The sequence below is a fragment of the Actinomadura coerulea genome (genome assembly GCF_014208105.1).
Taxonomy (GTDB): Bacteria; Actinomycetota; Actinomycetes; order Streptosporangiales; family Streptosporangiaceae; genus Spirillospora; species Spirillospora coerulea.
Map to the genome: position 1 here is coordinate 2,896,073 of NZ_JACHMQ010000001.1, position 25,866 is coordinate 2,921,938.

Below are 25,866 nucleotides of genomic sequence, written 5' to 3' on the forward strand. Positions count from 1 at the left end.
CACCCGATCACGTCGCGGCGTTCCCGGCCACCTCCCGGGCGCGCTCGGCGGCCCGCTCGATCGTCCGGTCGGCGACCTCCCGGTCCTGCCAGCCGCGCACGTCGGTGCCCTTGCCGGGCTCCAGGCTCTTGTAGATGTCGAAGAAGTGGGCGATCTCGTCGAGGACGTGCTGGTGGACGTCCCTCAGGTCGCGGATCCCGGCGTAGCGGACGTCTCCGGCCGGCACGGTGAGGATCTTGGCGTCGGGGCCGCCCTCGTCGTGCATCCAGAACACCCCGACGCTGCGCACCCTGACCACGCACCCGGGGAAGGTGGGCTCCTCCAGCATCACCATCGCGTCCAGCGGGCTCCCGTCCTCGGCCCACGTGTCCGGGATGTAGCCGTAGTCCACCGGGTACTGCGTCGAGGTGAACAGCATCCGGTCGAGCCGGATGCGGCCGAGCCGCTGGTCCATCTCGTACTTGTTGCGCGATCCCCGGGGGATCTCGACGATCATGTCGATCTCCATGAATCCCTCCCCAGGGGAGCACTACCCACGAACCGCCGCGCCACGTCAGTGGGCGGCGGCGTTCCAGTCGGGGCCGGAGCCGATGGCGACCTCCAGGCCGACCGCGAGCGGGTAGGCCGTCGTCATCCCGGTGCGGACGATCTCCCGCACCACGCCGGCCTCGCCGGGCGCCACCTCCAGGACGATCTCGTCGTGCACCTGGAGCAGCAGGCGGCTGGCCAGCCCGGCGGCGGTGAGGGCCTCGTCCACCCGCAACATCGCGATCTTGACGATGTCCGCGGCGGAGCCCTGGACCGGGGCGTTGAGCGCCATCCGCTCGGCCGTCTCGCGGCGCCGCCGGTCGTCGCTGTTCAGGTGGGGCAGGTAGCGGCGGCGGCCGAGGATCGTCCGGGTGTAACCGGTGGCCCGGGCCTCGGCGACGACGTGGTCGAGGTAGTCGCGGACGCCGCCGAGCCGCTCGAAGTAGGCGTCCATCAGCGGGCGCGCCTCGGCCACCGGGACGCCGAGCTGCCTGGCCAGGCCGAACGCCGACAGCCCGTAGGCCAGCCCGTACGACATCGCCTTGATCTTCCGGCGCATGTCCGGGGTGACGTCCTGCGGGCGGGCGCCGAAGACCCGCGCGGCCATCGTGGTGTGCAGGTCCTCGCCGGACTCGAACGCCGCCAGGAGCGTGGGGTCCTGCGACAGGTGCGCCATGACGCGCAGTTCGAGCTGGCCGTAGTCGGCCGTCATCAGCGACTCGTAGCCGCCGCCGGGCGTGAAGGCGCGGCGGATGCGCCGCCCCTCCTCCGTCCGGATGGGGATGACCTGGAGGTTCGGGTCGGCGGAGGTGAGCCGGCCGGTCGCGGCGACGGTCTGCTGGAAGTCGGTGTGGATGCGGCCGTCGGCGCCGATCTCGCGGATGAGCCCGGTGACCGTGGAGCGCAGCCGCGCCTGGTCGCGGTGGCGCAGCAGCACCTGCGGCAGGCCGTTGCCGGTCCGGGCGGCGAGCCAGGTCAGCGCGTCCAGATCGGTGGAGTACCCCGACTTGATCTTCTTGGTCCGGGGCAGGTCGAGCTCGCCGAACAGCACCTCCTGGAGCTGCTTGGTCGAGGCGGGGTTGAAGCGGTGCCCGGCGATCTCCGCGGCCTCGTCGGCCGCGCGCTCCATCCCGTCGGAGAAGTACCGCTCCAGCTCGTGCAGCAGGTCCGCGTCGACGTGCACGCCGGCGCGTTCGGCGCGGGCGAGCAGGCGTGAGAGCGGCAGCTCGACGTCCCGCATGACCTCGTCCATGCCCGTGGACGCCAGGTCGGCGGCGAACACGCCGGCGAGGTCGAGGACGGCGCGGGCACCCAGCATCAGCCCCGCCGCGCCCTCGGCGGTCGGGCGGCGCCCGAGATGGCGGCCCGCGAGGTCGGCGATCCCGTAGGCGGCCAGGCCCGGCAGCAGGAGGTAGGCGGCCATCGCGGTGTCGGTGGCGACCCCTTCGAGCCGCCAGCCGCGCTCGGCGAACACGCGCAGCAGCGACTTCACGTCGTGCAGCGCCTTGGGGCGGCCGGGGTCGGCGAGCCAGGCGGTGAAGGCCCGCTCGTCCGCCGTGGTGAGGGCGGACGGCTCGAACGACGCCGCGTTCCCGTCGCCGGCGGCCAGCGCGATCCGCTCGATGCCTCCCGCGCCGCGCGTCCAGGTGTGGTCGGCGGCCAGCCCGGTCAGGCCGGTCGCGTGCGACCCCAGCCAGCCGGCCAGCTCGCCGGGCCCGAGCTCCCGCCCCTGGACGGGTTCCGGCCCGGCGTCGCGCGGGGGGCGTCCGCCGCCCGGGTCGGCCGCGAACAGGCGCTGCCTGAGGCTGGCGTTGCGGAACTCCAGCTCGTCCAGCAGGGCGGTGAAGGCCGCCAGGTCGTACGGGCGCCGCCGCAGGTCGGCGGGCGCCACCGGGAGGTCCAGGTCGCGGACGAGCTCGGTCAGCCGCCGGTTCAGCGCGACCGTGGCGGCCGCGGCGCGCAGCTTCTCCCCCGCCTTGCCCTTGACCTCGCCGGCGTGTTCCAGCAGGGCGTCCAGCGACCCGTACTCGCGGACCCACCTGGCGGCCGTCTTCTCCCCGATGCCGGGGATGCTCGGCAGGTTGTCGGACGGGTCGCCGCGCAGCGCCGCGAAGTCGGGGTACTGCGCCGGGGTGAGCCCGTACCGCTCGCGCACCGCGCCGGGCGTGTAGCGGATCATCTCCGACGCCGTCCGGTAGAAGTACAGGACCGTGACGTCGTCGCTGACGAGCTGGAGCACGTCCCGGTCGCCGGTGACGATCAGCACGTCCATGCCGTCCGCCTCCGCCGCCGTCGCCAAAGTCGCGATGACGTCGTCGGCCTCGTAGCCGGGCGCCCGCAGCACCGGCACGCTCATCGCGGCGAGCAGCCGGTCCAGGATTGGCAGCTGGGCACCGAACTCCCCCGGCGACCTCGCCCGGGTGGCCTTGTACTCGGGGAACGCCTCGGTGCGGAACGTCTGCCGGGAGACGTCGAACGCGACGGCCGCGTGCGTGGGGCGCTCGTCCCGCAGCACGTTGGCGAGCATGTTCGCGAAGCCGTACACGACGTTGGTCGGCTGCCCGGAGGTGGTGGTGAAGTTCTCGACCGGCAGCGCGTAGAACGCCCGGTAGGCCAGCGAGTGGCCGTCCAGGAGCAGCAGGCGTGGCCGGTCCGTCATGTGTCACATCCTGGCAGCCGGGGCAGGAGGCATGAAACCGGCGGCGGAGGTGTTGGGGACGGCATGACCAAGATCGAACTTGGACGGCTCGGGATCTGGCTCCCCTGGCCCCAGCTGACCCCGGAACTGGCTCGGGACGTCGAGGAACTCGGCTACGGCACGGTCTGGATCGGAGGCTCGCCGGCCGATCCGGACATCGCCGGGCGGCTCCTGGCCGCGACCGGCCGCATCGTGGTCGCCACCGGCATCGTGAACATGTGGAGCACGCCCGCCGAGGAGGCGGCCGCGGCCTACCACCGGCTGAACGACCTGCACGGCGGCCGGTTCCTGCTCGGCGCCGGCATCGGGCACCGGGAGCGGGACCAGGAGTACCGCAGCCCGTACGAGACGATCGTGGACTACCTCGACCGGCTGGACGCCGGGAACGTCCCCGTGGAGGGCCGGGTCCTCGCCGCGCTGGGGCCGAAGGTGCTGCGGCTGGCGGCCGAGCGCGCCGCGGGCGCCCACCCGTACCTGACCACGCCCGAGCACACCCGGTCGGCCCGGGAGATCCTGGGGACGGGCCCGCTGCTGGCGCCGGAGCAGAAGGTCGTGCTCGAACCCGATCCGGTGCGCGCCCGCGCGATCGCCAGGGAGACCCTCGGTCGCTACCTCGCCCTGCGCAACTACGTCGCCAGTTTCGAGCGGCTGGGGTTCACCGCCGACGACTTCGCCGGCGGCGGCAGCGACGCGCTCGTGGACGCGCTCGTCGCGCACGGCGACGCGGCGGCGGTCTCCGCGCGGCCGGCCGCCCATCTGGAGGCCGGCGCCGACAACGTCGCCGTCCAGGTGCTGACCGAGTCCGGCGGCGACCCCCGTCCCGCCCTGCGGTCGATCGCCGAGGCGCTGCTCTGACCGGACCGCTCATTCTGACGGCGCCCCCGCCACCGCCGGGCGGACATGGCGGGGGACGCGCCCGGGGCCGGGCGCGTCCCCCGGTGTGACGGGTCCTACCGGGTCGCGCGGTTGCCGACGACGTCCGGCGTCACGCGCTGGCCGGACCGCGCCCGCCCGCGGGCGAGCTCGTTCCCGTTGACCGTCAGGGTGCTGTGCGCGAACAGCTCCGTGACCGCGGCGGTGCCGTCGATCATCTGGTCGAAGCCCTTCAGGTTCACGTTGTCGTAGCGGTCGCAGGCCTGGTGGTAGCACGGGTCGTAGGCGAGGCCCGCGGTGCCGCCGTACAGCTTCGCCTGCTCGGGGGTCTTGATGCCCTCGGCGCCGGTGAACAGGCCGCCGGCGGGGATGCCGACGGTGATGAAGGCGTTGTAGTCCGAGCGCCCGTTGAACGGGGTCGGGTCGGTGGGCAGCCTCCGTTTGCCGAAGTAGTCGACGAACGCCTTCTCGATCGCGCCGGACCCGGCGGGGGCCTCGACGTTGTTCCCGCCCGCGCTGTTGTCGCCGTCGTAGACGAAGTTCACGTAGTTGGGCGAGGCGAGCATGTCGAAGTCGAGCATCAGCGCGACCTTGTCGCGCTCGGCCTGCGGCAGGTCGTCGACGTAGTACTGCGAGCCGAGGAGTCCCTCTTCCTCGGCGCCCCAGAAGGCGAACCGCACCTTGTTGCGGACCTTGGAGCCGAGCTTGTTGATCTGCTTGGCCATCTCCAGCAGCGTCGCGGTGCCCGAGCCGTCGTCGTTGATGCCGGGCCCGGCGGTGACGCTGTCGTTGTGCGCGCCCACCACCACGACGTTGTCGGCCCTGCCGCGCCTGGTGTCGGCGATGACGTTCGCGGCCTGGCGCTTCTGGTTCAGGGTGTCGGTCTTGACCCGGAGCGTGACGCCGCCGTTCTGCGCCTGCTGGACGAGGGCCCTGCCGACCGCGTTCGTCGGTCCGACCACCGGGAGTCCGTAGGGCGTGGTCAGCGTCCCCCCGACCGGGCCCGGCTGGTCGGGCAGCTGGTAGATGACGACGGCGGCCGCGCCGGCGGCGACGGCGTTGTCGGTCTTCAGGGAGAAGAAGCAGCCGCCGCGCTGGATCAGCGCGATGTGGCCCTTCGGGAACCCGGCGAAGTCGCCCGCCTCGCACCCGCTGCCGGAGCCGGTGGCCCCCGGGTCGACGGGGGTCGCGGGGGCGGTGACGTCACCCGACCCGGAGTACTGGAGCGTCTCGAAGTCGCCGTGCGGCGTGAACGTCTTCGGCTCGGGCGCGGTCTCGGCGAGGACCGGCTCCGACACCTCCTGCCAGAAGTCGAACTCGAAGTTCTGGACCACCGGCGCGTATCCGGCCCGCTTGAGCTGGTCCGCGATGTACCTGATGGTGATCTTGTTGCCGGGCAGTCCAGCGGCCCGGTTGCCGCCGTTGGCGTCCGAGATCTTCTGCAGGTTCAGCTGGTGGTGCCGCACGTCGCTCAGCTTGACGAGCTGGGCCAGCCTGGACTGGGCCGGGCCGGCGGCTTGGGCGGGCGCCGCGGCCACGGTGGTGGCGGCGAGCGACAGCCCGACGAGGACGGCTAGCGCGGCTCTGCGCATGCTCGGTCTCCGTTGATGGGGGGACAAAGTAAACCGAAGCCTGACACCAGTCATTTCTCGCAACAAGACACGACTCAGCATCGAAACGGCCAATATTGGCCTCGTTCTTCACCGGGTTAACACGGTTGACATGGCCCCGCCGATTACCCCCGCGGGCCCTTCACCGCGTTCCACCGACGCGATCGAGAGGCCGCCCAAGGACCGCCCATTACAAGATCATTAATTGCGGCCAATGGACTGACCTGCGATGACGCTCACAAGGGGCGGACAGGGCGCGGCCGGAAGGGCCGTGCCCTGCACGGCGCCAGCGAACCGCTGCATACCCGCCCGAAGCGCAACCGTTAACGCGGTGCACGCGAAAGGTCACAAGTCGCCGCAGGTGAGACCTCTGGTCCCCGGCAAATCGAACTAAGTATGCTCCGGTCCCGCCAGGTCGGTCGGGGACGGCCGGTTCGAAGACGATCAGGAGTGTGGGCCGGTGACGAAGGCCGAGCAGCTTCATGGCTCCCATGAGCGGCGGCGCACGCAGCCGGTCGGCCGGCGGATCGCGATGCTCCTCGCCATCCCGCTCGCCGCTCTGGTGTCGCTGTGGGTGTTCTCGGCGGGGACGACGCTGTCGGCCGCACTGGAGCGGTCGGAGTTCACACGGATGTACAAGGACGTCGGGCTGCCGGCCGGAAGCGTCATCGGCGCGCTCCAGCGCGAGCGCGCCGCCGCCGTGGCCGTCCTGACGGCCCGGACCGCCGCCGACGGGCGGGCCTACGAGGACCTCGCGGGCAAGACCGACACCGCCGTGGCGGCCTTCCGCTCGGCGGCCTTCAAGCCCCGCCTCAAGGACGCGATGGGCCCGGAGCTCTGGGAGCGCATGGAGGCGCTGGACGACAGCCTCGACCAGCTCGAACCGCTGCGGACCCAGATCACCCAGCACGCGGCCAGCACGGTGCAGGCCATCGACGCCTACAGCGGCTTCTCCGACTCGACGTTCCGGCTGCTGACGACCTTCATCAGCGTCAACGACACGGCGGTGTACCGGCAGAGCGCCGGGATCACCCACTTCTCGTGGGCGAGCGACTTCATGCTGCGCGAGGACGCCCTGATGTCCGCGGTCGGGGCGCGCCGGCTGACCGCGGCCGAGCGCATGGCCTTCGCGGGCTGGGCCGGCAACCGCGAGCAGTTCTTCTCGCTCGCCCGCGTCGAGGTGACCGGCGAGCTGTCCCGGGTCGTCGAGGACCTGGCCACCTCGACCGCCTACGGCAGCTTCACCTTGATCGAGACCCAGATCCGCTGGCAGGGCCTCAACCCCGGCGTCCGGCAGTGGCGGACGGCCACGCAGGAGCTGAGCCCGCTGTGGTTCACCTCCTCCGCCCGCCTCGGCGACGTCCTGAACGACGACGTCGTCGAGCCCGCCGGGCACCGGATCATGCTCCGGTTCTTCCTGGTCTGCGTCGTGGGCCTGCTGATCGTGGCCGCCTCGGTCACGCTCTCGGTGCTGTTCGCCCGGAGGCTCGCGCGGGAGCTGCGGGACCTGCAGGCGTTCGCGCAGCGGCTCGCGCACGAGCGGCTGCCCGCGGTCGTGGCCCGGCTGCGGCGCGGCGAGAAGGTCGACGTCGACGCCGAGGCGCCGCGCCCGGAGCGGGGGCGGACGAGGGAGATCGCCCGGGTGGCCGACGCGTTCGACGCCGTCCAGCGCACGGCCGTCGGCACCGCGGTCGGCGAGGCCGAGCTGCGCGCCAGCATCAACCGGGTCTTCATCAACCTGTCGTGGCGCAGCCAGTCGCTGCTGCACCGGCAGCTGCGGCTGCTGGACCAGATGGAGCGGCGCGCGTCCAGCCCCGAGGAGCTCGACGACCTGTTCCGCCTCGACCACCTGACCACCCGCATGCGGCGGCACGCCGAGGGCCTGGTCATCCTGTCCGGGTCGCCGACCGTCCGCGCCTGGGACCACCCGGTCGCCGCCGAGGACGTGGTGCGCGCCGCGATCGCCGAGGTGGAGGACTACACGCGGGTGGAGGTGACCGGCGCGTCCTCGGCCGCGGTCAGCGGCGACGTCGTCGCCGACGTCATCCACCTGCTGGCGGAGCTGATCGAGAACGCGGCGTCGTTCTCCCCGCCGACCACGGAGGTCACCGTCAAGGTCGAGACGGTCGCCAACGGGCTGGCCGTCGAGGTCGTCGACCGGGGCGTCGGCCTGGAGCCCGACGAGCTGGAGGAACTGAACCGGCGGCTCGGCAGCGCCGTCGAGTTCGACCTGGTCGACACCGAGCGGCTCGGCCTGTTCGTCGTCGCGCGCCTCGCCGCCCGGCACGGCATCCAGGTCTCGCTCCTGCCGTCCCCGTACGGCGGCACGACCGCGATCGTCCTCGTGCCGCACGCACTGGTCGTCCTCGACGACGACTGGCGCACGGCGCGCGGCCACGCGCCCGGAACGCCGCAGCCGGTCGGCTCGGCCGCGCACGCGGGCGGGGGCGGAGTGCAGGCACGGCTCGGCCGCCCGGCGCGTCCGGCGCTGCCCGGCCGGATCGTCCGGGAGCGGCCGTCCGAGGAGCTCGCCGGCCTGCCCGCCGGGCCGGGCGCGGTGCCGCCGCCGGCGCCGCCCTCCGACCCGCCGCTCGACCCGCCGCCGGACCCGCGGGAGGACAGCGAGGTCACGGGACGGCTTCCGCGCCGGGTGCGGCAGCGTTCCCTGGCCCCGCAGCTGCGCGGGCGTTCCGCGCCGCGGCCCGGCAGGCCCGCCGCCGCGGCGGACGAGGACGATTTCGAAGAACCGAGCCCGGAGCTCAGCCGCGACCTGATGGCGTCGTTGCAGTCGGGATGGCTGCGCGGCAGGGTCGACGACGAACCGGGCGAGCTGGATCCACGCGATGAATGGGGGGAGTCATGATGCGGCAGGGCAACGCCACCGGCGAGCTCGACTGGCTGCTCGACGATCTGGTGCAGCGGGTCGGGGAGGTCCGCCAAGCCGTCCTGCTGTCCAGGGACGGCCTGGTCATGGGCGCCTCGGGGGACGTCACCCGCAAGGACGCCGAGTTCCTCGCGGCGCTGTCGTCGGGCTTCCACAGCCTGGCCAACGGCGCCCGCGAGCACTTCCAGGCCAAGCAGGTGCGGCAGACCGTCGTCGAGCTGGACGGCATGCTGTTCTTCGTCATGCCCGCGGGCAACGGGAGCTGCCTGGCCGTACTGAGCGACGCCGGCGGCAACGCGGGGCTGGTCGCCTACGAGACGACCATGCTGATCAAGCGGGTGCGGCGGACGCTGGCCGCCCAGCCGCGCGGCGCCGAGTCGCAGGATCCGCCGGTGCGCTCGGGCGCGTCAGGCTAGAGCCGGCCGTGGAGAGCCCGAGAGAGCGCTGGGTCGGGTCGGACGCCGGCCCCGTCGTCCGGCCCTACGCGGTCACCCGCGGGCGCACCCGCCCCCGCGGGCTCGTCCTGGACCTGGTGACCGTCCTCGTCGCGACCGGGCGGACCCCGGCCGACCGGGTCTGGCTGTCGCGCGAGCAGCGGCGGCTGCTGGAGCTGTGCGGGCGGCCCTCCACGCCCGCCGACCTCGCCTCGGAGACCGACCTGCCGCTGCGGGTCGTGCAGATCCTGCTGGAGGACCTGCACCAGTACGGCCTGATCGAGGAGATGCCGCAGGCCGCGCAGACCGAACGCCCCGACCCCCGCATCCTCATGAGAGTGCTCGATGAACTCCGCCGCCTCTGACCCGGCCGCCACCGCGCACGGGCGCGACGACGACGTCCCGCTCCACACCCTGAAGGTCCTGGTGGCCGGCGGCTTCGGCGTCGGCAAGACGACGCTGGTGAGCGCGGTGAGCGAGGTCCGCCCGCTGCGCACCGAGGAGGTCCTCACCGACGCGTCCGTCGGCGTCGACGACCTCGGCGGAGTGGAAGGCAAGACCACCACCACCGTGGCGATGGACTTCGGGCGCCTGACGTTCTCCGGCGGCGTCCGGCTGTACCTGTTCGGCACGCCGGGCCAGGAGCGGTTCTGGTTCATGTGGGACCAGATCGCCTACGGCGCCGTCGGCGCCATCGTGCTGGTCGACACCCGCCGGCTCAGCACGAGCTTCGCGGCCATCGACTTCTTCGAGCAGCGGGAGATCCCGTTCGTCATCGCGGCGAACCGGTTCGAGGGCGCCCGCCGCTACGGCGTGGAGGAGATCCGCGACGCCCTCGACGTCGATCCGGAGGTGCCGGTCATGATGTGCGACGTGCGGAGCCGGGAGGTGGCGCGGGGCGTGCTGGTGGCGCTCGTCGAGCACGCCCTGCAGACGGCCCGGAGCTAGCCGGCCGCCATCCGGGCCACGATGAGGGACGCGAGCGCAGCGTAGGCGGCCGAGTCGTCCATCCCGGTCTGCGCCTTGATCTCGCCGCGGTGGATGGACTCCATCACCTGCCCGGCGACGGCGCCGACGAACGCGGCGTCGCCGCCCGGCGCCGCCTCCCGCACGAGGCCCTGCACGCGGCGCACCGCGTACCGGGTGTTGCTCTTGTAGATCTCCCGCGCGGGGGCGAACGCGTCCAGGTCGGCGAAGAACGCGGCGGACGCGGGGGCCAGCTCGACCGAGATCGCCCGCAGGTAGGCGCCGACCCGCTCGCGCGGGTCGGCACTTCCGTCGAGCGCGGCCTCCACGCGCTCGGTGGCGCGGCGGAAGAACGCCCGCACGACGGCCGTGATGATCTGCTCCCGGCTCGCCGCGACCGAGTAGAGCGTGCTCTTGGAGCAGCGCAGCAGCGCGGCCAGGTCCGCGACGCCCAGCTCGGCGAACCCGCGCTCCAGGAAGAGGTCCATGAGCCGGTCGATCAGCGTCTCGCGCCGCCGCGAGGCCCGGGTCACCCGCTCGTCCACCGAGGTCATGACGGCGACAGTACCAAAACGGGTTCGCCGGTACCGCCTTTGGTACGGTTGGCGGTGCCGAAAGGAGACCGCCCATGCCCGCCACCCGGCACCTGCCGAACGCCGAGTCCGAGGACCTGATCGCGCTCACCCGCGAGATCGCGGCCAAGGAGCTCGCGCCGCGCGCCGCGGACGCCGAGCGCACCGGGACGTTCCCCCGGGAGGTGTTCACGACGCTGGGCCGGGCGGGCCTGCTGACGCTGCCGTACCCGGAGGAGTTCGGCGGCGGCGCCCAGCCCTACGAGATCTACCTCCAGGTCCTGGAGGAGATCGGGACGGCCTGGGCGAGCGTCGGCGTCGGCGTCAGCGTCCACGCGCTGTCCTGCTTCCCCCTCTTCGCCTTCGGCACCGACGAGCAGCGCGCGCGGTGGCTGCCCGGCATGCTCTCCGGCGAGAGCCTCGGCGCCTACTGCCTCTCGGAGGCGCACGCGGGCTCCGACCCCGCCGCGATGCGCGCCAGGGCCGTCCGCGACGGCGACTCCTACGTCCTCAACGGCGCCAAGGCGTGGACGACCCACGGCGGCAAGGCCGACTTCTACACCGTCATGGCGCGCACGTCGCAGGAGAAGTCACGAGGCATCTCGTGCTTCCACGTCCCCGCCGACACCCCCGGGCTGGAGTTCGACGAGCCCGAGGACAAGATGGGCCTGATGGGCTCCACCACCGCGACCGTCCGCCTGGTGGACGCGCGCGTCCCCGCGGACCACCTGATCGGCCACGAGGGCCAGGGGCTGTCCATCGCCCTCGCCGGCCTCGACGCCGGCCGCCTCGGCATCGCCGCCGTCGCCACCGGCCTCGCCCAGGGCGCGCTCGACACCGCCGTCGCCTACGCCAAGGAGCGCGAGGCCTTCGGCAAGGCGATCATCGACCACCAGGGGCTCGCCTTCGTCCTGGCCGACATGGCCGCCGCCGTCGGGTCCGCGCGCGCCACCTACCTCGCCGCCGCCCGGCTCAGGGACGCGGGCCGCCCCTACGGCCGCGAGGCGTCCGTCGCCAAGCTGGTCGCCACCGACAACGCCATGAGGGTCACCACGGACGCCGTCCAGGTCCTGGGCGGCGCCGGCTACACCCGCGACTTCCCGGTCGAACGCTTCATGCGGGAGGCCAAGGTCATGCAGATCTTCGAGGGCACCAACCAGATCCAGCGCCTGGTGATCTCCCGCCACCTCGCCCGCTAGCTGCACAGCTAGCCGGGCCCGACGCCGCGCTCCCGCAGCGCGCGGGCGATGCGGTCGGCGGTGAACGGGGATCCGTCGGCCAGCTCCTCGGGACCGAGGCCCTCGCGGGCCGCGGCCGCGTAGGCGTCGAACAGGTCCTCCCTCGCGGCCTCGACCTGCGCCGCGAGGTCTTCGTACCGGGTGGTGGCGAGCTTGACCTTCGCGCCGGCTTCCTCAGGACCCATGCGGCGCAGCGTAGCGGACCCGCCGCCGCGAGACCCTGTAGTGGGTTCTGTGTTGTTTTGTGCGGCGTGTCACGGTCTGCCGTCGGCCCGGACCCTACCGTCGGGTCATGTGGCAGTTCGTCGTGTGGGGGGTCATGGGGGCCGCGGCCAACCGCACGCTGGCGTTCCTTGAGGCGAACCGGCGCGTGAAGGGGCCTCCGTGGCGCTACCCCAAGGGGCCGGGCGGCCGGTACTACCTGTTCGCCTGCGCGCTGCACTGCGCGCTCGCCGCGATGGTGACGTCGGCGGCCGCGGCAAGCGACCTGGTCGACGCGCCGTGGCTCGCGTTCGCGTGCGGCGCGAGCGCACCGGCGGTCATGGCGAAGCTCGGCCGGTACGCGCTCTGGGCGCTGCCGCCGGGCCCGGGCGGCGACGGCGAAGACGACGGGCCCGGCCGGGCCGGATGAGCGGGGGAAGCGATGCCGAGTCCTGATCGCGGCTGGCGCGGGCTGCTGGAGGCGTTCTCGGACGCGCCGGCCACCGGCGGGCCGAGCGCGGCGCCGCCGGGCGGTGCGGGCCGGACGCGGCGGCTGCTGGAGGCGTTCTCCGACGCCTCGCCCGCCTTCGCCGCGGACAGGGCCGGGCCCGCGCACTCCCCCGCGGCGGATCCGGGGCGGGCGCTCGCGCGGGGGGCCGTGGCGTTCGGCGCCCTCGGGGCGGTGTGCACGGCATGGGCGGCCGCGGAGACCGGGACGTCCGCGGCGGCGCTGCTCGCCGGGTTCACGTTCGCCGTCCTGGCCCTGTTCGTGGCGCCGCTGGCCGCGTCCGCGCGCGCCGGGGCCGCGGCGGCCCGGGCGCAGGGGGTCCGCGAGCGCTCCGCCGCCCGGGCCGGGAATCTCCGCGACAGCTTCTGGCACGCGCTGGGCTCCGAGGACCGCGACGCCGTCCGCGGCGCCGCGCGCCCGCGCGCCTTCGGGCCGGGCGCGCCGATCCTGCGGCAGGGGTATCCGGCCGACTACGTCGTCGTCCTGCTGTCGGGGTGGACGAAGGTCCGCGTCGACCGGGCGGGCGAGGAGCGGATCGTGGCGGTCCGCGGCCCCGGCGATCTCATCGGCGAGCGGGCGCTGTTCGAGGGCGAGGCCTGGACGGCGACGGTCATCGCGCTCGACACCGTGGAGGCGCTCGTCGTCGCCGCGTCGGACTTCCGGCGCGTCGTGGAGCGCCGCGCGGGGGTGCAGTCGGTGCTGGAGAAGCAGGCGCACGACCGCACCGTCGAGGCCGCGGCCCGCACCTCCGGCACCGAGCTCGCCGACACCGAGCGCCGGCTGGCCGCGCTGTTCACCACGCTGTCGCGGGCGCGGGACGGGGCGCTCCCGCTGACCGGGACCGAGCTGGCGGGCTGGACGTCCTCGACGCCCGCGGCGGTGGCCAGCGTGCTCAACGAGTGGGACGGCGCGGGACTCGTCCACGCCGGGGACGGCACGATCGACGTCCTCGACCCGGTCCGGCTGGAGCGGCTCACGGCGGGCGGCGAGTCCCGCCCGCCGGCCGTGTCCGGCTCCCCGTTCCTCACGGGGCAGGACTGCACGGTCGTGTTCGCCGACGTGGTGGGGTTCGGCTCCCCGGACAGGACCGAGGCGGACCGGGCGGCCATCCGGCGGGTGCTGTTCCGGTCGCTTGAGGAGTCCTTCGCCGCCGCCGACGTCTCCTGGGCGGCCTGCCACCGCGAGGACCGCGGGGACGGGGTGCTGATCGTGGTCCCGCCCGGGGTCCCGGTGAGCGCCCCGGCGGATCCGCTGGTGCGGGCGCTCGCCGAGCGCGTCGACCGGCACAACGGGGACGCGGCCGAGGGGCGGCGCTTCCAGGTGCGGGTCGCGGTCGACGCGGGACCGGTGCACGCGGGGCCGGAGGGGGTCAGCGGGGCGGCGCTCGCCCGCGCCGCCCGGCTGCTGGAGTCGGACGTCCTGCGGCGGCGGCTCGCGGGCGTCGCGGCCGCCCTCGGCTTGATCGTCTCCGCGCCCGTGCACCGGGGGATCGCCGGGGCCGGACCGGAGTTCGAGCCCGTCGAGGTACGCGGGCCAGGGCCCGGCGACGCCTGGCTGCGCCTCTTCCCCGCCGCGGGCAGGACGCGGCCCCGGCTCGGGGGGGCCGCCGGTTAGAGGCGGGCGCTCTTCCACGAGCGGCACGACACCTGGCGCCCCGTCGCCGACCGCCAGTGGAAGGCGATGAACGCCTGACGGCGGGCGGTGTGTAGGCGGCGCCTCCCCGGGAAGTCGGGTAGGGGCCGGTGTCGTCGATGGGAGTCGTGGAAATGGGCAGCTTGATAGGACGGAACCTGCTCGCCGGCGCGGATCCTGATGTCGCCGCCGACTCCGGCTACGCCGACCACCCGCCGCGTATGGGCTTCTTCACCGACACGTCGGTGTGCATCGGCTGCAAGGCGTGCGAGGTGGCGTGCAAGGAGTGGAACGCCGTCCCCGAGGACGGCCTCGAGTTCACCGGCATGTCCTACGACAACACGCAGGGCCTCGGCGCCGACACCTGGCGGCACGTCGCGTTCATCGAGCAGAGCAAGCCGATCGGCCAGAACGAGACCGGCGTCGACCACGGGGCCGCCGACCAGGGGGCGGCGGCGGGCGCGGGCGGCATGCGCTGGCTGATGGCCTCCGACGTGTGCAAGCACTGCACGCACGCCGCGTGCCTCGACGTGTGCCCGACCGGGTCGCTGTTCCGCACCGAGTTCGGCACGGTGGTCGTCCAGGAGGACATCTGCAACGGCTGCGGCTACTGCGTGCCCGCCTGCCCATACGGGGTCATCGACCAGCGCAAGGGCGACGGGCGGGCCTGGAAGTGCACCCTGTGCTACGACCGGATCGGCGTGGGGCAGGAGCCCGCGTGCGCGAAGGCGTGCCCGACCGACTCGATCCAGTTCGGCCCGCTGGACGAGCTGCGCGAGCGGGCCGCGATGCGCGTGGACCAGCTCCACGGCCTCGGCGTCGAGGACGCCCGCCTCTACGGGCAGGACCCGGACGACGGCGTCGGCGGCGACGGCGCCTTCTTCCTCCTGCTGGACGAGCCGGAGGTGTACGGGCTGCCGCCGGATCCGGTCGTCACCACCCGCGACCTGCCGTCCATGTGGCGGCACGCCGGGGTCGCCGCCGCCGCGCTGCTCGGCGGGCTCGCCACCGTCTTCGCCGCGCACGGCCGCGAGGGGGGCGCGCGATGAGCTCGTCGGAGGTCGGCAAGGAGGGCGTGCGCGGGGAGCGGCCCGGCCGGGAGGCCCAGATCGGCAAGGGCCTGCGCGGCCGGGGACGGCGCCGGGGCGGGCGCGGCGAGAAGGCCATGGTGCCGGAGGCGGAGTTCACCTCCTACTACGGCAAGCCCATCCTGAACCCGCCGGTGTGGAAGTCCCTGGACATCGCGGGGTACTTCTTCCTCGGCGGGCTGGCCGGCGCGGGGTCGGTGCTCGCCGCCGGCGCGCAGCTGACCGGGCGCACGGCGGCCGCGCGGGCGCTGAAGATCTCCTCGCTGGCCGCCATCGGCGGGTCCACGGCCGCGCTGGTCCACGACCTCGGGCGGCCGGAGCGGTTCTACAACATGCTGCGCGTCATGAAGCCGACGTCGCCGATGAGCGTCGGCTCCTGGCTGCTGGCCGCCTACGGCCCCGCCGCGGGCGCCGCCGCCGCGCTGGAGGTGACCGGGCTGCTCCCGCGCCTCGGCCGCGCCGCCACCGCCGGGGCCGCCGTGCTCGGCCCGGCCGTCGCCGCCTACACCGCGGTACTCGCCGCCGACACCGCCGTCCCCGCCTGGCACGAGGCGCACCGCGAGCTTCCGTTCGTCTTCGTCGGCTCGGCCGCCGCCGCGGCGGCCGGCATGGCGCTGGTCGCCGCCCCCGTCCGGGAGAACGCCCCGATGCGCACCGCCGCCGTGTTCGGCGCCGGCCTGGAACTGGCCGCGGCCGCGGTGCTGGAGCGCCGGGCCGGGCTGGCCGCCGAACCTTACCGGCGGGGCAGGGCCGGAGCCTACATGCGCGCGGGCGAGGTCCTCTCGGCCGCGGGCACCGCGGGCTGCGTGCTGCTCGGCGGGCGCAGCCGGGCCGCGGCGGCGCTGAGCGGGGCGGCGCTTCTGGCGAGTTCGGCCTGCACGCGTTTCGGCGTCTTCCACGCGGGCGTGCAGTCGGCCGAGGACCCCAAGTACACCGTCGTTCCCCAGCGGGAACGCCTCGCGGCGCGCGGTCCCGGACCGACGCGGGAGCCGTGACGTGGGAGAGCGGAGCCAACCGCACCTACACAACCGGCACGTCGAGCCGCACCACCAACGACGCCTGGCGGTAGCCCGGCCGCGGGCCGGCCTCCCGTGTGCGGGGCCGGCCCGGCCCATGTCAGGAGCGCGGCGTGCGGAAGAGGGTCTCCTGGGTGAGGCTGGCGACGAGCACGCCGTCCCCGGCGTGGATCGTTCCGGTGTACCAGCCGCGCCCCGCGGCGACCGTCTGCGGGACGAGGTCCATCAGCACCCAGTCGTCCATGCGGACCGGCCGGTGGAACCAGACGGCGTGATCGAGGCTGGACCCCGACCGGGCCGCGCCGTCGTGCAGCGCGATCAGCCCGCTGGAGATGTCGGACAGGTAGGTCAGCACGCACGCGTGGAGCAGGTCGTCGTCCGGCAGCGGCGCGGTGCAGCGCGACCACAGCCGCGTCGGGAAGTCGGCCGCCTCGTAGGGCTGCGGCGGCACGCGGCTCTCCATGGAGAAGAGCCGCGGGACCGGCGACGCCGGGAGGTTCTCCGGCCCGGGGACCCGGGGCGCCGGGTGCACCTGCCGGTCCTCGTCGTCGGCGGGCCGCTGGAACGACACCGACATGCTGAAGATGACCTCGCCGCCCTGCAGCGCCACCACGCGGCGCGCCGAGAACGAGCGGCCGTCGCGGTCCCGGTCCACCCGGAAGATCGTCGGCCGTGCCGCGTCGCCGCCGCGCAGGAAGTAGCCGTGCAGCGAGTGCGGCAGCCGCCCCTCCGGGACGGTGCCGCCCGCCGCGCGCAGCGCCTGCGCCGCGACCTGCCCGCCGTACAGCGGGTACGGGTCGTCGAAGACGAGGGCGCCCCGGTAGAGGTCCCGGTCGAGTTCCTCCAGGTCCAGCAGGTCCAGGACGGAATGGAGGGACTCCAGCCGGGCTTCGGGCTCTTCGGAGATGGAGGGTCGCACGCTCGTGACGTTATCCGACCCGGGCGCGGTCCGGCCGGGCGGGCGCCGCGCGCGTTCAGTCCTCCGGCGCCGGGGCGGGGCGCCTGCCGGGGCGCCAGAAGGCGGCCAGCAGGAGGGCGGCGCCGAGGCCCCCGGCCAGGGCGGTGACGGCCAGCCCCGTCCACCCCGACAGGTCGGCGTCGAGCCCGAGGACGCGGTCCAGGGACGCCGCGCCGCCGCCGAGCGCGCCCACCGCGCACGCCACCATGATGATCATGACCACGTACTCGTAGCCCTGCCCGGGGCGGAAGATGAAGAAGCCGTTCCGCAGGTGCGCGGTGATGAGCGCGACGGCCATCGTGCCCACCGCGCCCGCGGCGGCCAGCGGTGTGAGCAGGCCGAGCAGCAGCAGGAGGCCCGCGCCCAGTTCGGTGCCCGTCGCCATCAGCGCGTGCAGCCGCCCCGGCCGCAGCCCCATCGACTCGAACCAGCCCGCCGTGCCCTCGATCCTCCCCCCGCCGAACGCGTGGTTCCAGCCGTGCGCCACGAGGGTGCCTCCGACGGACACCCGCAGGAGAAGGGAGGCGATGTCGATCCCCGCCGCGTCCACAGCCATGCCCGGCCCCTTCCTCGTGCGCTGGAAACGCCCAGTAACGTACCGGACCGGGCGGGTGCTCAGCGCTGTGTGTGCGACTTCCAACCAGGGCGCGGCCTTCCTCAACGCTCTCCGTATCGCCGGGCACCGGCGCGCCGACCGCCGGGCCGTCTCCTCCCTCGCATATCGCGCCGCCCGTGGGGCAGATCACAGAAGGTCAGGCTCCGCATCGCGTCACATTCGGGTGCGTCCGGTCCATCTTTCTCTGTGAGCGGTACGGGCGCGGAGAGCTTGGGAGGCGGCATGGACAGCGTGGCGAGGAAGTTCGATTTGACGATGCTGTACGCCGCCTACGACGCCTTCCGCCGCGACACCGCCCGGTTGGAGGTCGCGGCCCGGCCCGGTTCCGCCTTCGGGTGGGCCCGGGCCGCGGACGGCTGGACCCTGTTCACCGCCCACTGGAGCCTTCAGGACCGCGCCGAGAAGAACGCCCTCTGGACCGTCATGTACGCCAAGGACGCCGACGGGCCCGGACGGGTCGGCGTGGTCCTCGACGCCATGGCGTCGCTGGCCCTGAAGGCCGTCCCGCTGATCGACGGCCTGGAGGCGGCGCTGGAGCACCGCGACCGCGGCGCGTTCGCCCGGTACGCGCGCGATCTGCGGGTTTCGGTGGACGCGCTGCTGGACTTCAAGGAGTCCAACGTCCTGCCCCTGATCCAGGAGACCCTCACCCCGTTCGAATGGGGCGCCTTCGACGTGGAGCTCCGCCGCGGGCTGGGGCTGCGCGGGCTCGGGGTGTTCCTGCCCTGGCTGCTCGACGGCGCCCCGGACGGTACCCGCCGCGCCGTGCTGGGGCTGCTGCCGCCGCCGATCCGGCTCTGCTACCGGGCGCGCTGGCGTCCGCGCTACCTGCGCCGCGGCGGGCTCGCCGCCCGAGGGCGCTGAGCCCGCCCGCCGAGAACCCCGCATGACCGTCTCGTCATGTGACGCGGCCCACATCCCGGAATGTCACATTCGCGGCCCAGGGTCGGTCTCATGCCCGGAAGCGCGACTGCCCAGAGCGCGACGGAGGGATGCGGACGATGGCGGGAACGAGGGCGCCCGGCGGGGCGCGGGCCGGCACGCGGAGGCCGCCCAGGGGACTGGACGTCACGGTACGGGCGCTGGACGAGCGGTTCGGCACCACCGGCTTCGCGCGCAAGGCGCTGCGCAAGGCCTTCCCGGACCAGTGGACCTTCCTGCTCGGCGAGATCGCGATGTACTCGTTCGTGATCATTCTGCTGACCGGGGTGTACCTGACGCTGTTCTTCAAGCCGAGCATGCACGAGGTCGTCTACAACGGCTCGTACACGAAGCTGAAGGGCGTGGAGATGAGCGAGGCGTACGCCTCCGCTCTCAAGATCAGCTTCGACGTGCGGGGCGGGCTGCTCGTCCGGCAGATCCACCACTGGTCCACGCTCATCTTCATGGGCGCGATCCTCGTGCACATGCTGCGGAACTTCTTCACCGGGGCGTTCCGCAAGCCCCGCGAGCTGAACTGGCTGATCGGCATCGCCATGTTCATGCTCGTGATGCTGAACGGCCTGTTCGGCTACTCGCTTCCGGACGACCTGCTCTCCGGCACGGGCCTGCGCATCCTGGAGGGCGTGCTCGCGTCGCTCCCGCTGGTCGGCTCGTACGCGGTGATGTTCCTGTTCGGCGGCGAGTACCCGGGCACCGACATCATCCCCCGCCTGTACGTCATCCACGTGCTGCTGATCCCCGGGATCCTGGCGGCGCTGATCCCGCTGCACGCCGTCGTGCTGACCTGGCGGCAGACGCACACGCAGTTCCCGGGCAAGGGCAGCTCGAACACGACCGTCCGCGGCTACCCGTTCTTCCCCGTCTTCATCGCCAAGACGACGGCGTTCTTCCTGTGGGTGCTGGGCGTGACGACCCTGCTGGCCGCGTTCTTCCAGATCAACCCGATCTGGCTGTTCGGGCCCTACGACCCCGGCGCGATCAGCTCCGGGTCGCAGCCCGACTGGTACATGGGCTGGCTGGAGGGCGCGCTGCGGATCATGCCGTCCTGGGAGATCAGCGTCTGGGGCCACACCGTCGCGATGAGCGTGGTCGTCCCGGCCCTCGTGGTGCCCGGGCTGCTGTTCACCGGGCTGGCCGTCTACCCGTTCCTGGAACGCTGGGTGACCGGCGACTCGCAGATCCACCACCTGCTGGACAGGCCGCGCGACGTCCCGGCCCGCACCGGCATCGGCGTCGGCGGCGTGGTCTTCTACGGGGGGCTGTGGCTCGCGGGCGGCAACGACGTCCTCTCCGACAAGTTCGACGTCTCGCTGTTCTGGACGACGTGGTTCTTCCGGTTCCTCATCATCCTCGGACCGGTCCTGGCCTACGCCGTCACCTACCGGATCTGCGTCGGCCTGCAACGCCGCGACCTCGGCCTGGCCCACCACGGGCTGGAGACCGGCGTCATCCGCCAGTCGCCGGACGGCGGGTTCAGCGAGGTCGAGCGCCCGCTCCCGGACGAGGAGATCGCCGCGATCACCGATCCGCGCCCCGCGCCCGCCGCCGACCTGGACGTCCCGCCGCCCGTGGACGACGTCGACAGCCCCCGCGGCCGCACCGCCAGGGGACGCGTGCGGGCCGCTCTCAACCGCCGTTTCCGCGCCGACCTGGCCGTCGTCCCCGAACGAGGCCCGGCCGAACCGGACGGCGAGCGGCCGGCGGTCGAGGAGAAGGCCGCGTCACACTGACCCGGAGCGCTCGAACAGGAGGCGGATGACCGGGCCTGCGGCCTCGACGGGGTCGTCGCCGAGGTCGCGCAGGGCGCCGCTCAGCCACAGGTGGGCGAAGCCGTGCACGATCGACCAGGCGGCGATCCCGGCCGTCCGGTCGTCGGCGGGACGGCCGGGCACGGCGCCGCGGACGCCCTCGGCGAGGACGCGGCCGGCGCGCTCGCGCGCGGCGGCCACCTCCGGGTCGTCGGGGCGGTAGAGCGCGGGCGCGAACATGACCTCGAAGTGCACCCGGTGCTCGACGGCGAACCGCACGTAGGCGAGCCCGACGCCGTAAAGGTCGCTCCCGGCGGCCTCCAGCGCGTCGGCGAACAGCGCGTACCCCTCGGCGGCGACGGCCGTCAGCACGCCGGTCTTGTCGCCGAAGTGGTGCGCGGGCGCCGCGTGCGACACCCCGGCGCGGCGCGCCAGCTCGCGCAGGCTCCACGTCGCCGGGCCCGCCTCGGCGATCGCCTCGATCGCGGCGTCGAGCACGGCCCGCCTCAGGTTGCCGTGGTGGTAGCCGTCGCCGCTCATGACCGGAATCCTAGAGCGGGGGGACGGGCGGCCGGTCAGTCGTGCTCCTTGGCGAACGCGCGGAGGCGGGCCAGGTCCACCACGGTGATCCTGCGCCAGCCGGTGCGGATCAGGCCCTCGCGGCGCAGCCCGCTGAGCGCGCGGGCGACCGTCTCCCGGGAGGCGTCCATCCAGCTGCCGAGCTCCTCCTGCGACAGCGGCGGCCCGATCTCGATCGACCCGTCCGCCGCGGGCGGGGCGTGCTGGGCCGAGCGCTCGGCCAGGTCGGCGAGCAGGGCCGCCAGGCGCTCCGGTCCCCGGCTCGTGATGTGGGCGGTCAGCCGCCGGTCGGAGTCGTCCATGCGCTGGACGAAGGTACCGGTGACGAGCATCCACACGTCCGGGTGCGCGTCGAGGAACCCGGTGAAGCGGGCCGCGGGCACGACCAGGGCGCGGATCGGGGACAGCGCGGTGACGGTCGCGGCGCGCGGCCGCCCGCCGAGCACCGCGCTCTCGGCGAGCAGGTCGCCGGGGCCGCGGACGGCCAGCACCACGTCGTGGCCGTCCTCGGTCGCGGAGGTCACCTTCGCCCAGCCCCGCTCGATGATGATCACATGGTCGGACTCGTCGCCCTGGTACACCAGCGGCGCCTTGACCGGGAACGTGCGGGGACGCGCGGCGTCGCGCAGCGCGGTCCGCTGCGCGGGTTCGAGCGCCGACCAGAACGCGGAAGGCGGAGAGGACGCCGCGTACGGTACCAACAGCCGCCTCCTTTGCTCGGGGTTACCAGAACTGTAAACCCGCAGGCCCTTACTTGGGGACGGCCATAAGGCGCACGGCGAGCCCCGTGAAGACGGTGCCGCTGAAGATGTTCAGCCCGCGGGCGACGCGGCGGCTGCGCCGCAGCAGGTTCGCGAGGCGGCCGGACAGCAGGCCGACGCCTCCGTCGACGACCAGGCCGATCAGGACGAGCGTGACGCCCAGCACGAGCAGCTGCAGCATCGGGTGCCCCATGGAGGGGTTCACGAACTGCGGCAGGAAGGCGATGTTGAAGAGGATCACCTTGGGGTTCAGCAGGTTCGTGACGACGCCCTGCCAGAACGCGCGGAGCCGCCCCGGGCCGACGGGGGCCGCGCCCTCCTCGCCGGTTTCGCCGCGGTCCCGGAACGACTTGACGGCGAGGAAGAGGAGGTAGGCGGCGCCCGCCCAGCGCAGCACGTGGTACAGCGCTGGCAGCGCCGTGAACAGGGCCGAGAGGCCGAGCGTCGCCGCGACGGCGTGCGTCAGGGCGCCGGTGGCGACGCCCGCCGCCGCCATGAGGCCCGTGACCGGGCCGCCGCGCCCGCCCATCGCGACGATGAACATCATGTCGGGTCCGGGGGTGACGCAGAGCGCCAGGGCGGCGACAACGAACGCCGCATAAAGGGAGGTGTCAACCATGCCGAAATCATGCGGCAGGAGGCCGCCGCCCCGCGAGCGCAATACGCGCCCGCGGCCGCGTCACCGGGCGGGCGGCAGGCGGAGGTCAGGCGGCCGGGGGCGGCTGGGCCTCGACCGTCAGGGCCTCGTGGTCGAACGACAGGTACCCGGCGATCTTCCCCGCGTCCTCCAGGGGGCTCTCGTACGACCAGGCGGCGTCCTCGGCGCCGGCCAGCGACCAGTACGTCGCCTCGCCCTTGTAGGGGCAGAACGTCCGCTTCTCGCCGCGGGTCAGCAGGTCGCGGCGGACGTCCTCGGCCGGGATGTAGTAGCGGTTGGGCAGCCCCGTCTCCGAGAGCAGCATCGGCCGCCCCGTCTCGGCGACCACCTCGCCGCCGAGCAGCACCCGCACGCGCCGCGACGTGGCGCGGACGTCGACGCGGTGGAACGGGTCGCGCAGATGGCCGTGGACCTCCTCGTCCTCGTCGAACCAGGCGTCCATACGGCCCCAGTAGAAGGCCATGTGCCCGCGCAGCCACGCCGCCTCCGGCTTCGGCTCCGGGTAGCCCCACACCGCGTTCTCGGCCGCCCGGTCGCCCACCCGCACCGTCCAGTACGCGGCGTCGCCCTTGAACGGGCAGTGCGTCGAGTGGGCGGTCTTCTCCAGCAGGTCGGTGCGCACGTCCTCCTCGGGGACGTAGAGGACGGGCAGCAGCCCGGTCTCGTGCAGGAGCCTCCCGCGCTCGGTGTCCAGCACCGTCTCCCCCGCGAAGCGGGCGCGCACCCGGCGCGGGAATTCGTGCATGAACAGCCGGTGCGCCGGCCCGTCGATCGTGAAGTTGACCTCGTCTCCGGGCGAACCGGCGAGCGGGCCCGGCTGCTTGGTCAAGGACATGGCGCGGCTCCTCGGACTGCCTGACTACTAGACACCGGTCGGCATCGTCTCCAGTTCACCACGGCGCGCGGCCTCCAGATGCAGCGGCTGGAGCGCCGAGGTGGCGCGGAACCAGCACAGCGCGTCGTAGCGCTCGGCGAGCCGTGTCGGAACGTACTGGCGCGGGTCCCGGTCCGGGTCGTAGACGACGCCGATCGCGCGGTGCCCGAGCGTGTCGGTGAAGAAGGCGGGCTTGTCCCGCTCCGGAGGCACGACGAACATCGCCCGGTGCAGCTCCGACTCCGCCAGCACCTGCTCCAGCGAGCCGTGCGCGGGCGGCGGGACGTGCATGACCTCCATCGGCGCGCCCCAGGCCGGTGCCGCGACGACCTCGCCCGGGCCGCCCGCGAAACCGACCAGCACGACGGCGTCGTCCCCGTGGCGCTCCCTGGCGAGCTGGCCGAGGTTGACCATCCCGGCGCCCGCCATGCTGGTCGCCCGCGCGTCCCCCACGTGGGTGTTGTGCGCCCACACGACGGCCTTTCCGCCGTGGAATCCCATCAACCGGTCCAGCGTGTCGGCCATGTGGGTGTCCCGGACGTTCCACGGCTCCGGCCCGCCGTCGAGCATGGTGCGGTAGTAGTGCTCGGCGCCCGCCGCCACCTCGGCGTTCTGCAGGGCGTCGAACTCCTCCTCCGCGTCGCCCGCCTCCCCCGAGCGCGCCGGGCGGCGCAGCGCGGCCAGCAGTTCCCCGACCTCGGCCGCGCACCCTTCGGGGACCAGTGCCGTGTTCCATCCGTAGGACCGCGGGTCGCCGCTGTGCGGCTCGAAGCAGCGGTACGCCTTCAGCGCCGTGTCCAGGTACTCGGGGCGATGCTCCGCCAGGTGGTCGACGACCGCCCGCAGCGACTCCCAGAGGCTGTAGACGTCCAGGCCGTGGAAGCCGGCCCGCTCGCCCGGCGGAAGGCCCGCGTTGCGGTCGCGCAGCCACCGGCAGAACCGGACGGTCTCCTCGTTGGCCCACATCCACGTCGGCCAGCGCTCGTAGGCGTTCAGGGCGTCCCGCGGGTCCCCCGGCGCGCCCGGCGCCAGCGTCACGCAGCGGCCGACCCGGCGGCAGTCGGGCCAGTCGCCCTCGACGGCGACGAACCCGAACCCGCGTTCGGCGATCAACCGCCTGGTCAGCGCCGCCCGCCACGCGTAGTACTCGTGGGTCCCGTGGCTGGCCTCGCCGACCAGCACGCACCGGGCGTCCCCGATCCGGTCGAGGAGCGGGTCCAGATCCTCCGCGTACTCCAGCGGCAGCGCGGCTCCGCGCACGTCGGCGGCGGCGCGGCCCTCCCGACCTCGCATGGCGCGTCCCCCTCCGCGTCCTCCATCGCGTTCCAGGTCCTCTTCTTCGCCTTCCCGGGATCCGGGAATCGATTCACGCCGGCGGGGATTCGGGGGCGCTAGCCGTCCCGCCTGATGCCGGTGGTGCGGGCGCGGTAGTCGCTGGGGGTCTGGCCGTAGGCGGCGCGGAACGCGCGGCTGAACGCGGCGGCGTCCGGCAGGCCCCAGCGGTTGGCGATCGCGCCGATCCGCTGCGTGCCGAGGAACGGGTCGCCGAGTTCGCGGCGGCAGTGCTCCAGGCGGCGCGTCCGGACGTACCGGGCGACGGTCGTCCCGGTCGGCGCGAACACCCGGTAGAGCTGGCGGACGGAGATGTGGTGCGCGGCCGCGATCGCGGCGGGGCTCAGCGACGGGTCGTGCAGGCGCGCCTCGATCCACTCCTCGATCGCCCGCAGCATCTCCGCTCCCTCCGGCGACGGGGACGCCGGCGCGCCCAGCCACTCGCTGGCCGCGCCGGTGACCAGCTCGACCAGGGCGCCGCCGAGGTGGTGGGCGTAGATCTCGTCGGCCGCCCCGCCGAACGCGCCGGCCGCGGTCCCGCACCCCGCGGCCGGTCCGGCGGCGCCCCGCTCCTCGTCCTCGGCGCCGCTCTCGGCCAGGGCGCCGAGGAAGGAGGACACGAGCCGCCCGGTCCGGCCCCGCCCGCCGAGCAGGGTGCCGCCGAACGCGGCGAGGCGCTCCCGCGGCAGCGGGACGGCGCTGTGCGGGATCACCACGGTGAAGATGTGGTGGGCGTCGAAGGAGATCTCGACCGGGCGGGTGAGGTCGTAGAACACCACGTCTCCCGCCCCGACCACGGCCCGGCGGCCGTTCTGCCGCAGCACGCACGAGCCGCGCAGCACCAGGCCGAGCTTGTAGCACTCGCGGGTGTCACGGGCGATCTGCGGGGCGCTGCGCCGGACCGCGTGCGCGGGCGCGCGCACGTCGCCGGCCTCCACCGGGCCCAGCGCCCGGCCGATCAGCCGGGCGGCGAACCCGCCGGGCAGGCGCGGCTGCACGTGGAACGGCCCGAAGGCCGAACTGATCATGTGGCGCCAGAGGTCCGCCTGGTCGCGGGCAGGGTGGTCCGAGGTGTCAACGAGCGTGGGCATGACGCTCCTCCGGTCGGCGGGCGGGTCTCGGACGCCACCCGCAAGGCTTCTACGGCGCG

Annotated in this window: 25 protein-coding genes; 12 read left to right on the forward strand and 13 right to left on the reverse strand. The window is 73.9% G+C overall.

What is annotated here, in order from left to right; all coding sequences use genetic code 11:
* Positions 1-7: 7 nt before the first annotated feature.
* Together BKA00_RS13430 and polA are read right to left on the reverse strand one after the other, a co-directional pair.
* Positions 8-508 (reverse strand): inorganic diphosphatase, encoded by a 501-nt coding sequence (locus BKA00_RS13430; protein WP_185025210.1) that lies wholly within the window; start codon positions 506-508, stop codon positions 8-10.
* Between the two features lie 45 nt (positions 509-553).
* Complete coding sequence (gene polA, locus BKA00_RS13435; protein ID WP_185025211.1) at positions 554-3,187, reverse strand: DNA polymerase I; 2,634 nt, start codon at positions 3,185-3,187, stop codon at positions 554-556.
* Positions 3,188-3,250: 63 nt separating this feature from the next.
* Here polA and BKA00_RS13440 point away from each other — a divergent pair, with 63 nt between their 5' ends.
* Positions 3,251-4,081 carry an LLM class F420-dependent oxidoreductase gene (locus BKA00_RS13440; RefSeq protein ID WP_185025212.1) on the forward strand — a complete coding sequence of 277 codons (831 nt, stop codon included), beginning with the start codon at positions 3,251-3,253 and terminating at the stop codon, positions 4,079-4,081.
* Positions 4,082-4,176: 95 nt separating this feature from the next.
* Here BKA00_RS13440 and BKA00_RS13445 read toward each other — a convergent pair whose 3' ends face one another.
* Positions 4,177-5,691, reverse strand: a complete 1,515-nt coding sequence (locus BKA00_RS13445; protein ID WP_185025213.1) for a M20/M25/M40 family metallo-hydrolase — start codon at positions 5,689-5,691, stop codon at positions 4,177-4,179.
* 478 nt (positions 5,692-6,169) lie between these two features.
* Here BKA00_RS13445 and BKA00_RS13450 point away from each other — a divergent pair, with 478 nt between their 5' ends.
* Genes BKA00_RS13450 through BKA00_RS13465 form a run of 4 tightly spaced genes read left to right on the forward strand, consistent with a single transcriptional unit; the run spans position 6,170 to position 9,975 of the window.
* Positions 6,170-8,572, forward strand: a complete 2,403-nt coding sequence (locus BKA00_RS13450) for a sensor histidine kinase (protein WP_185025214.1) — start codon at positions 6,170-6,172, stop codon at positions 8,570-8,572.
* Positions 8,569-9,009: a roadblock/LC7 domain-containing protein gene (locus BKA00_RS13455; RefSeq protein WP_338072124.1), complete on the forward strand. Its 441-nt coding sequence runs from the start codon at positions 8,569-8,571 to the stop codon at positions 9,007-9,009. Before BKA00_RS13450 ends, BKA00_RS13455 begins: the two co-directional genes overlap by 4 nt.
* Before the next feature lie 8 nt (positions 9,010-9,017).
* Positions 9,018-9,392 (forward strand): DUF742 domain-containing protein, encoded by a 375-nt coding sequence (locus BKA00_RS13460; protein ID WP_185025215.1) that lies wholly within the window; start codon positions 9,018-9,020, stop codon positions 9,390-9,392.
* The gene (locus BKA00_RS13465) at positions 9,373-9,975 is read left to right on the forward strand and encodes a GTP-binding protein (protein ID WP_185025216.1); all 603 of its coding nucleotides are present in this window, start codon (positions 9,373-9,375) and stop codon (positions 9,973-9,975) included. The genes BKA00_RS13460 and BKA00_RS13465 overlap by 20 nt, the downstream gene beginning before the upstream one ends.
* Here BKA00_RS13465 and BKA00_RS13470 read toward each other — a convergent pair.
* Positions 9,972-10,547 (reverse strand): TetR/AcrR family transcriptional regulator, encoded by a 576-nt coding sequence (locus tag BKA00_RS13470; protein ID WP_185025217.1) that lies wholly within the window; start codon positions 10,545-10,547, stop codon positions 9,972-9,974. The two genes, BKA00_RS13465 and BKA00_RS13470, sit on opposite strands and share 4 nt — an antisense overlap.
* A gap of 74 nt (positions 10,548-10,621) precedes the next feature.
* Between BKA00_RS13470 and BKA00_RS13475 the strand changes: the two genes are divergently transcribed.
* Positions 10,622-11,764 (forward strand): acyl-CoA dehydrogenase family protein, encoded by a 1,143-nt coding sequence (locus BKA00_RS13475; RefSeq protein ID WP_185025218.1) that lies wholly within the window; start codon positions 10,622-10,624, stop codon positions 11,762-11,764.
* An 8-nt stretch (positions 11,765-11,772) separates the two neighbouring features.
* Here BKA00_RS13475 and BKA00_RS13480 read toward each other — a convergent pair whose 3' ends face one another.
* A complete protein-coding gene (locus BKA00_RS13480) occupies positions 11,773-11,988 on the reverse strand; it encodes a hypothetical protein (RefSeq protein WP_185025219.1) in 216 nt (71 codons plus the stop codon).
* 107 nt (positions 11,989-12,095) lie between these two features.
* Here BKA00_RS13480 and BKA00_RS13485 point away from each other — a divergent pair, with 107 nt between their 5' ends.
* The 4 genes from BKA00_RS13485 to nrfD all read left to right on the forward strand — a co-directional run bounded on the left by BKA00_RS13485 (position 12,096) and on the right by nrfD (position 16,227).
* Positions 12,096-12,434, forward strand: a complete 339-nt coding sequence (locus BKA00_RS13485; protein WP_185025220.1) for a hypothetical protein — start codon at positions 12,096-12,098, stop codon at positions 12,432-12,434.
* A 12-nt stretch (positions 12,435-12,446) separates the two neighbouring features.
* Positions 12,447-14,126: a cyclic nucleotide-binding domain-containing protein gene (locus BKA00_RS13490; protein WP_185025221.1), complete on the forward strand. Its 1,680-nt coding sequence runs from the start codon at positions 12,447-12,449 to the stop codon at positions 14,124-14,126.
* 239 nt (positions 14,127-14,365) lie between these two features.
* A complete protein-coding gene (locus BKA00_RS13495; RefSeq protein WP_230299038.1) occupies positions 14,366-15,193 on the forward strand; it encodes a 4Fe-4S dicluster domain-containing protein in 828 nt (275 codons plus the stop codon).
* Entirely contained in the window at positions 15,190-16,227 is a 1,038-nt protein-coding gene (gene nrfD, locus BKA00_RS13500) for an NrfD/PsrC family molybdoenzyme membrane anchor subunit (protein WP_185025223.1), read from the forward strand. Before BKA00_RS13495 ends, nrfD begins: the two co-directional genes overlap by 4 nt.
* A 121-nt stretch (positions 16,228-16,348) precedes the next feature.
* Here the strand turns inward: nrfD and BKA00_RS13505 are convergent, their stop codons facing one another.
* Entirely contained in the window at positions 16,349-17,167 is an 819-nt protein-coding gene (locus BKA00_RS13505; protein WP_230299023.1) for an acyl-CoA thioesterase, read from the reverse strand.
* A 55-nt stretch (positions 17,168-17,222) separates the two neighbouring features.
* Entirely contained in the window at positions 17,223-17,762 is a 540-nt protein-coding gene (locus BKA00_RS13510; protein ID WP_185025224.1) for a DoxX family protein, read from the reverse strand.
* A gap of 282 nt (positions 17,763-18,044) precedes the next feature.
* Between BKA00_RS13510 and BKA00_RS13515 the strand changes: the two genes are divergently transcribed.
* Both BKA00_RS13515 and qcrB read left to right on the forward strand, forming a co-directional pair.
* Positions 18,045-18,686: a hypothetical protein gene (locus BKA00_RS13515; protein ID WP_185025225.1), complete on the forward strand. Its 642-nt coding sequence runs from the start codon at positions 18,045-18,047 to the stop codon at positions 18,684-18,686.
* Between the two features lie 137 nt (positions 18,687-18,823).
* Complete coding sequence (gene qcrB, locus BKA00_RS13520; RefSeq protein WP_185025226.1) at positions 18,824-20,494, forward strand: cytochrome bc1 complex cytochrome b subunit; 1,671 nt, start codon at positions 18,824-18,826, stop codon at positions 20,492-20,494.
* Here qcrB and BKA00_RS13525 read toward each other — a convergent pair.
* The 6 genes from BKA00_RS13525 to BKA00_RS13550 all read right to left on the reverse strand — a co-directional run bounded on the left by BKA00_RS13525 (position 20,486) and on the right by BKA00_RS13550 (position 25,807).
* Complete coding sequence (locus tag BKA00_RS13525; protein ID WP_185025227.1) at positions 20,486-21,052, reverse strand: TetR/AcrR family transcriptional regulator; 567 nt, start codon at positions 21,050-21,052, stop codon at positions 20,486-20,488. The genes qcrB and BKA00_RS13525 overlap by 9 nt on opposite strands.
* Positions 21,053-21,087: 35 nt before the next feature.
* Positions 21,088-21,792 (reverse strand): Crp/Fnr family transcriptional regulator, encoded by a 705-nt coding sequence (locus BKA00_RS13530; RefSeq protein ID WP_230299024.1) that lies wholly within the window; start codon positions 21,790-21,792, stop codon positions 21,088-21,090.
* 49 nt (positions 21,793-21,841) lie between these two features.
* Positions 21,842-22,471, reverse strand: a complete 630-nt coding sequence (locus tag BKA00_RS13535; RefSeq protein ID WP_185025228.1) for a LysE family translocator — start codon at positions 22,469-22,471, stop codon at positions 21,842-21,844.
* A gap of 85 nt (positions 22,472-22,556) precedes the next feature.
* Positions 22,557-23,345, reverse strand: a complete 789-nt coding sequence (locus BKA00_RS13540) for a DUF427 domain-containing protein (RefSeq protein WP_185025229.1) — start codon at positions 23,343-23,345, stop codon at positions 22,557-22,559.
* Positions 23,346-23,372: 27 nt separating this feature from the next.
* Positions 23,373-24,677 carry an erythromycin esterase family protein gene (locus BKA00_RS13545; protein WP_185025230.1) on the reverse strand — a complete coding sequence of 435 codons (1,305 nt, stop codon included), beginning with the start codon at positions 24,675-24,677 and terminating at the stop codon, positions 23,373-23,375.
* 98 nt (positions 24,678-24,775) lie between these two features.
* Complete coding sequence (locus BKA00_RS13550; protein WP_185025231.1) at positions 24,776-25,807, reverse strand: AraC-like ligand-binding domain-containing protein; 1,032 nt, start codon at positions 25,805-25,807, stop codon at positions 24,776-24,778.
* Positions 25,808-25,866: the final 59 nt, after the last annotated feature.